Origin of the sequence: Variovorax sp. V116 (assembly GCF_041154435.1) — a bacterium.
Lineage (GTDB): Bacteria > Pseudomonadota > Gammaproteobacteria > Burkholderiales > Burkholderiaceae_C > Variovorax > Variovorax paradoxus.
In genome coordinates this window covers 2099146-2111633 of sequence record NZ_AP028661.1, presented here as the reverse complement: position 1 = coordinate 2111633, position 12488 = coordinate 2099146, and the positions used below count along the sequence as shown (strand labels likewise).

Annotated in this window: 9 protein-coding genes; 8 read left to right on the top strand and 1 reads right to left on the bottom strand. The window is 68.6% G+C overall.

All coding sequences use genetic code 11. The features are described 5' to 3' along the window. Positions 1–4 precede the first annotated feature (4 nt). Positions 5–808, top strand: a complete 804-nt coding sequence (hpaI, locus tag ACAM58_RS09980) for a 4-hydroxy-2-oxoheptanedioate aldolase (RefSeq protein ID WP_018902917.1) — start codon at positions 5–7, stop codon at positions 806–808. Positions 809–835: 27 nt separating this feature from the next. On the opposite strand, the gene ACAM58_RS09975 is transcribed toward hpaI, so the two are convergent. Next, positions 836–1891 (bottom strand): LacI family DNA-binding transcriptional regulator, encoded by a 1056-nt coding sequence (locus ACAM58_RS09975; RefSeq protein ID WP_369664400.1) that lies wholly within the window; start codon positions 1889–1891, stop codon positions 836–838. A gap of 125 nt (positions 1892–2016) precedes the next feature. Here ACAM58_RS09975 and ACAM58_RS09970 point away from each other — a divergent pair, with 125 nt between their 5' ends. From ACAM58_RS09970 to ACAM58_RS09940, 7 genes are all read left to right on the top strand, one after another. Beyond that, positions 2017–3045, top strand: a complete 1029-nt coding sequence (locus tag ACAM58_RS09970; protein ID WP_369664399.1) for a TRAP transporter substrate-binding protein — start codon at positions 2017–2019, stop codon at positions 3043–3045. A gap of 6 nt (positions 3046–3051) precedes the next feature. Then, entirely contained in the window at positions 3052–4959 is a 1908-nt protein-coding gene (locus ACAM58_RS09965; RefSeq protein ID WP_369664398.1) for a TRAP transporter large permease subunit, read from the top strand. Between the two features lie 37 nt (positions 4960–4996). Then, entirely contained in the window at positions 4997–5536 is a 540-nt protein-coding gene (locus tag ACAM58_RS09960) for a VOC family protein (RefSeq protein WP_018902920.1), read from the top strand. Beyond that, on the top strand, positions 5533–6804 hold the full coding sequence (locus ACAM58_RS09955) for a ribulose-bisphosphate carboxylase large subunit family protein (protein ID WP_369664397.1): 1272 nt from the start codon (positions 5533–5535) through the stop codon (positions 6802–6804). Before ACAM58_RS09960 ends, ACAM58_RS09955 begins: the two co-directional genes overlap by 4 nt. After that, positions 6804–8168 (top strand): four-carbon acid sugar kinase family protein, encoded by a 1365-nt coding sequence (locus ACAM58_RS09950; RefSeq protein ID WP_369664396.1) that lies wholly within the window; start codon positions 6804–6806, stop codon positions 8166–8168. Before ACAM58_RS09955 ends, ACAM58_RS09950 begins: the two co-directional genes overlap by 1 nt. A 708-nt stretch (positions 8169–8876) precedes the next feature. Then, positions 8877–9515 carry a YjbF family lipoprotein gene (locus tag ACAM58_RS09945; protein WP_369664395.1) on the top strand — a complete coding sequence of 213 codons (639 nt, stop codon included), beginning with the start codon at positions 8877–8879 and terminating at the stop codon, positions 9513–9515. Then, a complete protein-coding gene (locus ACAM58_RS09940; RefSeq protein WP_369664394.1) occupies positions 9512–12484 on the top strand; it encodes a YjbH domain-containing protein in 2973 nt (990 codons plus the stop codon). The genes ACAM58_RS09945 and ACAM58_RS09940 overlap by 4 nt, the downstream gene beginning before the upstream one ends. Positions 12485–12488: the final 4 nt, after the last annotated feature.

Sequence of the window (12488 nt, the reverse complement as noted above, 5' to 3'; positions counted from 1 at the left end):
AAACATGCCCGCCCTCAACGCCTTCAAGACAGCCCTGGCCGCCAAACAGCCGCAGATCGGCCTCTGGCTCTCGATGGCCGACCCCTACATGGCCGAGGTGAGCGCCACCGCCGGCTTCGACTGGCTGCTGATCGACGGCGAGCACGCGCCCAACGACCTGCGCTCGACGCTGGCCGCATTGCAGGCCGTGGCGCCCCACCGCGCCCAGCCCGTGGTGCGCGCGGTGCAGGGCGACACGGCGCTCATCAAGCAACTGCTCGACATCGGCGCCAAGAACCTGCTGGTGCCCATGGTCGACACGGCCGAACAGGCCCGCGCGCTGGTGTCGGCCACGCGCTATCCGCCGCTGGGCATCCGCGGCGTCGGCAGCGCCGTGGGCCGCGCCTCGCAGTGGAGTGCACGCACCGACTACCTCGACATCGCCGATGCGGAGGTCTGCCTGCTGGTGCAGGCCGAAACCGTGGCGGCGCTTGCCAACCTGCCGCAGATCTGCGCCGTGGACGGCATCGACGGCGTCTTCATCGGCCCGGCCGACCTGGCCGCGTCGATGGGCCACCGCGGCCGCCCCGGCCATCCGGAGGTGCAGGCCGCCATCGAGGCCGCCATGCGCACCATCGTGGCCTCGGGCAAGGCCGCGGGCACGCTGACCTCCGACCCGAAGCTGGCGCGGCGCTACCTGGAGCTGGGCTGCAGCTTCGTTGCGGTGGGTGTCGACGTGCTGCTGTTCGCAGGCGCGGCCCGCAAGCTCGCGGCCGACTTCAGCGGCGCGCCGCCGGCCGAAGAGCCCGCGCCGCGCGCGGCCTACTGATCGAAGGCTTCGGCGCGAGAGAAAATCCTAGGGCAGGTTCTCGCGGAAGATCACCTGGCTGCGGGTGGTTTCCACGCCGCTGAGCGCCTCGCGCCCGTCGCGCAGGTTGGCAAAGATGCGCACGCAGCTCATCAGCGTGGTGTGCGGGCTCTGCGTGATCACCGCGTCCATGCTGCCGTCGATCAGCAGCGTGCGCGTGTCGGGCGTGAGCCCGTGCCCGATGAACACCACTTTCTGCTCGCGCCCCGCCTCCTTCAGCGCGCGCGCCACGCCGTCGGACGCACCGCCGATGTTGTAGATGCCGCCCATGTCGGGGTACTGCTCCAGCAGCGCGCGGGTCTGCCGGTAGTTCTTGCCGGCGTCGTCCTGCCCTTCGCGCAGGCCCACCACCTCGAGCCGCGGAAACATCTCGTCGATCACGTGCAGGAAGCCGGCCTCGCGCTCTTCATGCGCCTTGTAGCTCAGGCTGCCCGCGATGAGCGCCACCTTTGCCGCACGCGCGCCGATGAAGCGGCCGATGAGGTAGCCCGCGGTGCGGCCGGCCGCGCGGTTGTCCAGCCCCACGAACGCGGCGCGCTCGGAGTTGGACAGGTCCGAGATCAGCGTGACCACCGGCAGTCCGCGCGCCGCCAGCGCCGCCACCGCCTCGCGCACCGCGGGGTGCTCCAGCGCCATCATCGCGATGCCATCGCAACGCTGGCCATGCTTGCGCAACGCGTCCGCCAGCTCGTGCGGATTGAAGCTCTCGATGAACACCGTGCGGCACTGCACGTTGAACGGCGCCCAGTGCTCCTGCGAATAGCCCACCATGTCGCCCAGCATGCGGATGAAGCGGTTGGTGCCGGCCGGCAGCAGGAACACCAGCCTGAGCGGCGGCGGCGCGAGCGCGGCATAGAGCTCGGGGCCCGGCAGGTAGTCGAGCTCGCCCGCGGCCTTGAGCACGCGCTGCACCGTGGCGTCGCGCACGCCGGGGCGGCGGTTGAGCACGCGGTCGACTGTGGCGGTCGACACCTGCGCGGCCCGCGCAATGTCGACCACGCGCGCACGCCGCGCATCGGCAGGAGGTGAAGGGTTATCCCGCATACATCAAAAACCATCAAGATCGAGTTTGACCCGGATCATGCATGCTTTTATCTTCGCTGTGGCTCGAATCCAATGGTGCATCAGATTGCATCAACCGCATTCCGAAGATCCTGGAGACAAAAGACATGACCTCGCTCACTCGCCTGAACCGCCGCGGTGCCTTGCGCACGCTTTCCGCCCTCCCCGCCGCCGGCATCGTGTCGGCCGTGCCGCGCATCGCGCGCGCCGCGGAGTTCTCGTACAAGTACGGCAACAACCTGCCGCTCAGCCATCCGCTGAACATCCGCGCGCAAGAGGCGGCCGACCGCATCGCCAAGGAAAGCAAGGGCCGGGTCGAGATCAAGATCTTCCCCAACAACCAGCTCGGCGGCGACACCGACATGCTGGCGCAGGTGCGCTCGGGCGGCATCGAGTTCTTCACGCCCTCGGCGCTGGTGATTGCCACGCTGGTGCCGGTGGCCGCCATCAACGCGGTGGGCTTTGCGTTCAACGACTACGGCCAGGTGTGGGGCGCCATGGACGGCAAGCTCGGCGCGCATGTGCGCGGCGCCATTGCCAAGTCGCGCCTCTACGCCTTCGAGAAGATGTGGGACAACGGCTTTCGCCAGACCACCAGCAGCAAGGCACCGGTCACCAATGCGAAGGACATGGACGGCCTGAAGATCCGCGTGCCCGTGAGCCCGCTGTCGATTTCGATGTTCAAGGGCCTGGGCGCCGCGCCCGCGAGCCTGCAGTTCAGCGAGGTGTACTCGGCGCTGCAGACCAAGATCGTCGATGCGCAGGAAAACCCGCTCCCCATCATCCAGGTGGCCAAGCTGTTCGAGGTGCAGAAGTTCTGCTCGCTCACCAACCACATCTGGGACGGCTACTGGTTCATTGCCAACGGCCGCGCCTGGGAAGCACTGCCGGACGACCTCAAGACCATCGTCGCGCGCGCCATCAACGACGCCGGCATGCAGCAGCGTGAAGACATCAAGAAGCTCAACGAGTCGGTGGTGGGCGACCTGCAGGCCAAGGGCCTCAGCATCAACCGCCCGGTGGCCGAGAGCTTTCGCGCCAAGCTGCGCGAATCGGGCTTCTATGGCGAGTGGAAGGGTCGCTTCGGCCCCGAGGCGTGGGCGCTGCTCGAAGGCGCCGTCGGCAAGCTGGCCTGAGCGGCCATGGTGCATGAATCCACTTTCGAGGCGGCGCCCCTCCTGCACGGGGACGTGGGCGCCGGGCCGTCCGCCAACGCGCTGAGCGGCATGGCCGGGCGCGCCGACCGCGTGCTGGGCGGCCTGGTCGAGGCCGTTGCCGCGCTGCTGGTGCTGGCCGAGATCTGCGTGCTGTTCGCGGGCGTGGTGTCGCGCTATGTGTTCCATGCGCCGCTGGTGTGGTCGGACGAGCTTGCGTCCATCCTCTTCCTGTGGCTCTCGATGCTGGGCGCGGTGGTGGCGCTTCGGCGCGGCGAGCACATGCGCATGACGGCGCTGCTGCAGAAGGTGACGCCTTCGACGCGCGCCATGCTCGATGCGTTCGCCATCGCGGCGTCGGTCGCGTTTCTCGTGCTCATCATCTGGCCCTCGATCGACTATGCGCACGAGGAGTCGTTCATCGTCACGCCCGCGCTGGAGATCAGCAACGCCTGGCGCGCGGCCGCCATTCCGGCTGGCATCGGCATCATGCTGGTGACGGCGCTGCTGCGCCTCGTGCGCGTGTGCACGGGCCGGCAGATAGCAGTCGCGGTGCTCGGCATGGCAGCGCTGGTGGCGGCCTTCTGGCTGGCGGCGCCGCTCTTTGCCACGCTCGGCAAGTTCAACCTCGTGATCTTCTTCGTGGTGGTGGTGGCGGCCACGGTGCTCTCGGGCGTGCCCATCGCGTTCTCTTTTGCGCTGGCCACCTTCGGCTACCTGGCGCTCACCACGCGCACGCCGCTCCTGGTGATGGTGGGCCGCCTCGACGAAGGCATGTCGCACCTGATCCTGCTCGCGGTGCCGCTCTTCATCTTCCTGGGCGCGCTGATCGAGATGACGGGCATGGCGCGCGCCATGATCCAGTTTCTTGCGAGCCTGCTGGGCCATGTGCGCGGCGGCCTCTCGTATGTGCTGATTGGCGCGATGTACCTGGTGTCGGGCATCTCGGGCTCCAAGATCGCCGACATGGCGGCCATTGCGCCCGTGCTGTTCCCCGAGATGGTCAAGCGCGGCGCCAAGCCCGGCGACCTGGTGGCGCTGCTGTCGGCCACCGGCGCGCAGACCGAGACCATTCCGCCATCGATCGTGCTCATCACCATCGGCTCGGTCACGGGCATTTCGATTGCCGCGCTGTTCACGGGCGGGCTGCTGCCGGCCGTGGTGTTGGGCGCCGCGCTGTGCGTGGTGGTGTGGTGGCGCTACCGGCGCGAAGACCTGAGCGGCGTGCAACGCCACAGCAAGCGCGAGATCGGCAAGCTGCTGATGGTCGCGCTGCCTGCCGTGCTGCTGCCCTTCGTGATCCGCGCCGCCGTGGTCGAGGGCGTGGCCACGGCCACCGAGGTGTCGACCATCGGCATCGTCTACTCGGCCATCGTCGGCCTCTTCGTGTACCGGCAGTTCGACTGGAAGCGGCTCAAGCCGATGCTGGTCGACACGGCCTCGCTCTCGGGCGCGATCATCTTCATTGTCGGCTGCGCCACGGCCATGGCCTGGGGCCTCACGCAGTCGGGCTTCTCGCAGGACCTGGCGCGCGTCATGGGCGCGCTGCCGGGCGGTGCCTACGGCTTCCTGGCCGTGTCGATCGTCGCCTTCATCGTGCTGGGCAGCGTGCTCGAGGGCATTCCGGCCATCGTGCTGTTCGGGCCGCTGCTCTTTCCCATTGCCAAGGCCGCGGGCGTGCACGAGGTGCACTACGCCATGGTCGTGATCTTCGCGATGGGCATCGGCCTGTTCGCGCCGCCCTTCGGCGTGGGCTACTACGGCGCCTGCGCCGTCAGCAAGGTCAGCCCCGACGAAGGCATCAAGCACATCTGGGGCTACATCGCCGCGATGCTGGTGGGCCTCGCGATCGTGGCCGCGTTCCCGTGGTTCTCGACCGGTTTTCTCAAGTTCTGACCACAACAACACACTCACATCAACGGAGCCAACCGCAATGAGTCGATTCCTCGGCGAGATTCGCCAGCTGGGCTATGTCGTGCACGACATCGAGGCCGCCATGGACTACTGGAGCACCACGCTGGGCGTGGGCCCGTGGTTCTACAACCCCAAGGTGCCGATCAAGAACTACCGCTACAACGGCCAGGCGCACGAGCCCCACAACTCGGTGGCGCTGGCCAATTCGGGCTACGTGCAGGTCGAGCTGATCCAGACGCGCAACGACGTGCCCTCGATGTACCGCGACTTCCTCCAGGCCGGCCGCACCGGGCTGCAGCACGTCGCCTACTGGACGGCCGACTACGACGCCGACCTCGCGCGCCTCACCGCGCAGGGCTTCAAGCCCGTGATGAGCGGCGAGGTGGGCGAGCGCGGCCGCTTCATCTACTTCGACACCGAGTACCACCCGGGCACGGTGATCGAGCTGTCCGAAGTGGCGGGGCCCAAGGGCAAGATGTTCGACCTGATCCGCAGCGCCTCCGAAGGCTGGGACGGCAGCGAGCCGGTGCGGCCCTTTCCTGACCTGAGCAAGCTGTGACCGTGGCCGAACGCATCCGCGCGCGCTACCTCATCGAGACGCCGCTCGACCCGGCCGCCGTGGCCGAGGTGATGGCCGGCGAACAATCGTGCGGCACCTTCACGCGCGTGGAGGGCGAGACCGACGCACTGCGCGAACGTGCGCGCGCCACGGTCGAGGCGATCACCGAGCTTGCGCCGGCCGAGGCGCCGAGCCTGCCCAACGCACTGCTGGAGCGCAAAGGCACGCGCGGCCCGTGGCGCCGTGCGCACATCGACATCTCGTTTCCCGTGGCGAACATCGGCGCCAACCTGCCGACGCTCGCGGCCACCGTGTCGGGCAACCTCTACGACCTGGGCGAAGTCACGGGCCTGCGGCTCGAATCGCTGCAGCTGCCGGCCGCGTACCGCGCGCAGTTCGAAATGCCGCGCGCCGGCATCTCGGGCACGCGGCGCATCACCGGCGTGGCAAGCGGCGCGCTGGTCGGCACCATCATCAAGCCCAACGTGGGCCTGTCCGCCGGCGAGACCGCCGAGCTGGTCGCCAGGCTCTGCGCCGCCGGCGTCGACTTCATCAAGGACGACGAGGTCTGCGCCAACCCCGCGCACGCCCCGCTCGCCGAGCGCGTGCCCGCCGTGATGGCCGTGGTGCGCGCCCACCAGCAGCGCACCGGCAAGCACGTGATGGTGGCCTTCAACATCACCGACGAAACCGATGCGATGAAGCGCCACGCCGACCTCGTCGAGCGCGAAGGCGGATCGTGCGTCATGGCCAGCCTCAACTGGTGCGGCCATTCGGGCATGCAGACGCTGCGCCGCCACACCGGCCTGGCGCTGCACGGCCACCGCAACGGCTATGGCGCGCTGTCACGCCATCCGCTCCTGGGCATTTCGTTCCAGGCCTACCAAACGCTCTGGCGGCTCGCGGGCGTCGACCACATGCACGTGCACGGCCTGCAGGGCAAGTTCTCGCAGCCCGAAAGCGAAGTCATCGAATCGGCGCGCGATTGCTTCACGCCGCTGACCGATGCCGCGGACGATCGCGTGATGCCGGCCTTCTCGTCCGGCCAGTGGGCCGGCACCGTGCCCGCCACCTGGGCCGCCATCGGCAGCGACGACCTGCTCTTCATGGCCGGCGGTGGCATCCTCGCGCATCCCGATGGCGCGGCGGCCGGCGTCACCAGCATCCGCCAGGCCTGGTCGGCCGCGCGCGCCGGCACCGCGCTGCAGGAAGCCGCCCGCAGCGCGCCCGAGCTGGCGCGCGCGCTGGCCTTCTTCGGCAAGCCGTGATGCCGGCCACGCAAGCGCCGGCCATCGTCTACTACGGCGACGACTTCACCGGCGCCACCGATACCCTCGGCACCGCCGCGCGCGCGGGCCTGCGTGCCCTGCTCTTCCTGAAGACGCCCGACGCGGCGCGGCTCGCGCAGGCCGGGCCACTCGACGTGCTGGGCATCGCGGGCGCCGCGCGCGCCATGGCGCCCGAAGCCATGCAGGCCGAGCTGGCCCCGGTCGCCGCACTGTTCGGCTCGCTGGGCGCGCGCGTGCTGCACTACAAGACCTGCTCCACCTTCGACAGCGCGCCGCACATCGGCTCCATCGGCGCGGCCATGCGTGCGCTGCGCGGCGCCGTCGAACAGCCCTGGACCGCGATCGTCGGCGGCCAGCCCAACATCGGCCGGCACTGCCTGTTCGGCAACCTGTTCGCCGCGGCCGGCGCGGGCGGCGAGGTGTTCCGCATCGACCGCCACCCGACGATGAGCCGGCATCCGGTCACGCCGATGCATGAGGCGGACCTGAGGCTGCACCTGGCCAAGCAGGGCCTGGCCGGCGTGCGCTCCATTCCTTTCACGGCCGCGTCGCAGGGACCGGTGGCGCTCGGCGAGGCACTCCAACGCGCGCTGCGCACGGACGCCGGCAACACCACCGAAGCCGTGCTGTTCGATGTGGCCGATGCGCCGCAGCTCGCCGCCATCGGCCAGGTGCTGTGGGCCGAAGCCCGGCGCGCCACGCTGCTGGCCGTGGGCCCGAGCAGCGTGGTCGATGCGCTGGCCGGCGTACTTGGCACGCGAGCCGATGCGCAAGCGGACCCACGCCGTACGGGCCCAGCGCGCGGCCCCGTGCTGGTGCTTGCCGGCAGCCTCTCGCCCGTCACCGCGCGCCAGGTGGCGGCCGCACGCTCATTCGACACCGTGTGGCTCGACGCGCCGCGCCTTGCGCAGCGCGACGCGGCCACGCTGGAGCGGCATGCGCGCGAGATCGCGCAGGGCCTCGCCCGCGGCCGCAACGTGCTGGCCTGCACCCGGCCCGCCGAAGAGGCGCCCCCCGAGGCCGACAACGAGGTCGATGCCCAGGCGCTCTCGCGCGCCGGCGGCGACCTGCTCGCCAGGGTGCTGGCCATGGCGCCGCTGCAACGCGTCGGCATTGCCGGCGGCGACACCTCGAGCCACGCCGTGCAGGCGCTCGACGCCTGGGGCCTCTCTTACGTGGCCGACATGGGCGCCGGCGCGTCGCTGTGCCGCGTGCACAGCGACGATGTCGCGCTCGACGGCATGGAGATCATGCTCAAGGGCGGCCAGATGGGCTCGGAGGATGTGTTCGAGCGGCTGGTGCATGGCGATGCGGGCAGCGCCGTCTCGTCACGCAATTCTTGAAACAAAACAATTCAATGGTAATAACCGATTTACAGCAACCAAGTTGCAATTGTCAAACATTTTGAAATTGCAGAGCAAAAGTTCTAATTCCGGGCTAAGTTTCTGCCTGTCACGCCAAAACAGCCTCGGTACAGCTGCCCGCCGCCTGCCCCGCCTCCCCTGTTTTAGGTACCTGTTTCCCTCTGTGCAGTGGTAAGATCGGCCCGTTGACTAGGGTAACAATGCGCAATCGCCGGTTACTATCGGTTGTCGACGCTGTCGCTCACTTCCAAGCTTCATCCGAACGGGGAAAAACTCAATGAAACATAGTCACCTGATCGCAGCCATGGCTCTTGCAGCCCTGGCCTCTGCGCCGGCCCTTGCACAACAACTGCCTGTGCCCCCGACAACCGCCGCTGATGCCGTGCGCGCAGCCGGCGGTGGCGGCCTGACCACCCAGCAAATCGGTGCGGCAGCTGGTGGCGGCGTGCTGTTGGCAGCGGCTCTCGGCGGTGGTGGCGGCGGCGGTGGTGGCGGCTTCATCATCCCCGGTGGCCCTGGCGGCACTGGCACCACCGGTACCACCGGCACCAGGTAATGATCGGAGCCCTCCGCAAGGGGGGGTTCCCAGCGAGATTCCAAAGCACCGCCAGCGCGGTGCGAAAACTAGGATGTTGCGTACTCGCATCATCCTTTTTTTTGGGCGGATGCTCCTCGGGCTCCTCGGCAATGCTTGCCACGGCCCGGCACCTCTATAACAACAACGCCTCGCCGTCGGACTCCCACACATTCCGTCCGGAATTCAGCTATTTGCGTGCCACCTTCGAAGGCCGCACCGTGTTTCTTGTGCTCGGATACGTCGACCCCCATCCCGAAGGTCCTACAGAGGTCTGGTACAGCGCCTCGGGTGAAACGGTGCGCCTGCGCCACGGGCGCCTGGTGGCCACCGCCGGCCTCACGACCGACTGGCGCGCCGTGCGCCTTGTGAATGCGCCCGCCTGGCCCTCTGCCACCGCCGCCGAAAGCACGACGACAGCAACAACACGCTTCCAGCGCGAGCGCGACATGATGCCCGGCTACCGCTCCGGCATACGCGACGACATCGAGCAGCGGCAAATCGCGCCGCCCACCGACAGCATGCTCGCCGGCCGGCCCGCGAGCTCGCTGCGCTGGATCGAGGAGCGCAGCAGCACGCGCCCGGCCTCCGCATCGCTGCCGCCGGCCCGCTTCGGCCTTGCCCAAGTGGGCGACAAGCTCGAGGCGGTGTATTCCGAGCAGTGCCTTTCCCGTGATCTGTGCTTGAGCTTCGAGCGGTGGAATCCCTCTGTGCCAGCCAACGTTGCCTCGACAAGCGCAGCTGGTTCATGAGCCCCCCGCCCCCGCCCGGCCCCATCACCAACCCCTTCCGCCTCAGCCTACTGGCCGCAGCGATCGTGTTGATGACTCCCTCCGCCCATGCCGCAGCCACCGACCGCCCTGTTGGCGACGCTGCGCAAGTGCGCCCGGGCGAGCGGCTCAGCGACTGGCTCTTGCGCCAACCCGAGGATGCGGCCGGCCCCGGCCTTGCATGGCAGGTGCCGCAGGAACTGCTCGCGCAGCAGTATCTGAAAGAGTCGCTGCTGGTGCGGGTGGAAGCGGCCGTTCGATCGGCCTCGCCTGAAGAACGGGCTTCGCGCGAGCAGCTCTTGTCCGTGCTGCAGAGCCTGCCGGCCACCGGCCGCGTGGCGCTGGGCATTGTCGATCCGCGCTGGCTGCAGGCGAATCCCGGGCAAGACCCGGTGCTGCGCGAAGGCCAGCGGCTCGCGGTGCCGCCCGCCCCGCTGCGCTCGGTGACCGTGGTGCAGCCCGACGGCAGCTTTTGCCAGGTGGCGCACGAAGGCGGCCGCTCGGTGCTCGACTACCTGGGCGCCTGCGGCCTGGGCAGCGGCGCCGACTGGGCCTGGATCGCGCAGCCCGACGGCCGCACCGCGCGCGCAGGCATTGGCGCCTGGAATGCCGAGCCCGCCGACGAACCCGCGCCCGGCGCCTGGATCTGGGCCCCGCCGCGCCGCATGGCCGCCCTGGCGGACCTGTCGGAAGGCCTCATCAAGTTCCTTGCCGTGCAAGGCCCGTCGCCGCAGGAACCCACCACCACCGCTCCCCCGACCGCCAACGCGCCCGTGTTCGCCGCGCCCACCGTCGCCGCCACGCTGCCCGAGGCCGTGGCCTCGCAGCCGCGCCCGCTCGACATCAGCGGCAACGACTGGGGCGAAACCGGCCTGCTGCAAACGCCATCGGCCCGCATGGGCGTGGCCGGCGACACGCGCGCATCGCTCACGTCGATCTGGCCCTATACGCGGCTGAACGTGATGTTCCAGCCCCTCGACTGGATGGAGGGGGGCTTTCGCTACACCTCCATTTCCAATCGCACCTACGGAGTCAGCACCACCGGCCAGTCGAACAAGGACAAGAGCATCGACATCAAGCTGCGGCTGCTCAAGGAAACCGCCTTCGTGCCCGAGCTTGCACTGGGCTTTCGCGACCTGGGCGGTACCGGCCTGTTCTCCGGCGAGTACCTGGTGGCAAGCAAGCGCTGGTACGACCTCGACTTCAGCCTTGGCATCGGCTGGGGCTACCTGGGCGCGAGCGGCAACATCAGCAACCCCTTCAAGCTGCTGGGCAGCCGCTTCGACACCCGCGGCAACTCGAGCACCAGCCCAGGCAGGTTCGGCTCCTACTTTCGTGGCCCGGCCGCCCTCTTTGGCGGCGTGCAGTGGCGCACGCCGTGGGACCCGCTCACGCTCAAGCTCGAATACGAAGGCAACGACTACCAAAGCGAGCCGCAGAACAACAACCAGCGCCAGCGCTCGCCCATCAACATCGGCCTGGCTTACCAGGTGTCACCCAAGGTCACGCTGTCTGCCGGCTTCGAGCGCGGGGACAAGTTCATGATTGGCCTCACGCTGTCGAGCAACCTGGCCGCGTCGCAGTCGCCCAAGCCGCTCGACCGACCGCTGCCGGAATTCAGGCCAGAGGCGGCCCCGCGCTCCCCCGGCTGGGCCACCACCGCGGCCGAGATCGAGGCGCAGACCGAATGGACCGTCGAGCGCATTGCACCCAAGGACGACGTGCTGCATGTGTGGGTGACCGACAGCAACACCGTCTACCGCACCGCGCGCGTCGAAAAAGCCATTGCGGTGCTTCACCACGATGCGCCCGACGCCATCAAGAGCTTTGTCTTTCACTACGCCGAGCGCGGCCTTGCCGTGCATGCGCAAGCCGTCGAACGCGCCGAATGGGTGGCTGCGCGCATCCAGGCCCTGCCGCCGCATGCCGCACGCGCCGTTTCCAAGCGCGACTACGAACCCGAGCTGGCCCGCCCCGACGACACGCGCAGCAGCCCCGCTCAGAACACCGCCGCCATCGAGGCCGCCGCCTCTGAAACAAACGCCCCCTGGGTGCGCCCGCGCGACAAGTTCACCTTTGGCATTGCGCCCAGCTATGGCCAGATCGTCGGCGGGCCCGACGCCTTCCTGCTCTACCAGCTTGGCATCCAGGCCACTGCCGAATACCGCTTTACCCAGCGCACCTGGCTCAGCGGCGCGGTCAACCTGCGGCTGGCCGACAACTACGACAAGTTCACCTACACCGCGCCCAGCAACCTGCCGCGCGTGCGCACCTACCAGCGCGAGTACGTCACCTCCAGCCGCTTCACCATTCCGTCGCTGCAGCTCACGCATGTGGGGCAACTGTCGAGCAACCACTACTACAGCATGTATGGCGGCCTGCTCGAATCCATGTTTGCCGGCGTGGGCGCCGAATGGCTGTACCGGCCCGCGCGCTCGCCGGTGGCCTTTGGCGTGGACATCAACCGCGTGCGCCAGCGCGACTTCAACCAGGACTTTGGCCTGCGCGACTACAAAGTGACCACCGGCCACGCCACCCTTTACTGGGACACCGGCTGGAACGGCGTCATGGCCAAGATCAGCGCGGGCCAGTACCTTGCGGGCGACCGCGGCGTGACGCTCGAAGTCATCCGCCGCTTCGAGAACGGCTTTGTGCTGGGAGCCTACGCCACCAAGACCAATGTCTCGTCAAGGCAGTTTGGCGAAGGCGACTTCGACAAGGGCATCTATCTTTCGATTCCGCTCGACGCGCTGCTGCCGCGGTCCAGCAAGTTTGCACTGGGCTTTGCATGGTCGCCGCTCACGCGCGACGGCGGCGCGCGCCTGGCCCGCAGCAACACCCTTTATGAACTGACCTCCGTGCGCGACCAGGGCGCATTCAACTTTGCGGCCCCGCCAGACAACAAGCCGCGTGCCGGAGACAACCTCTTGAATTTCGATCGCAGCCCATGAGCGC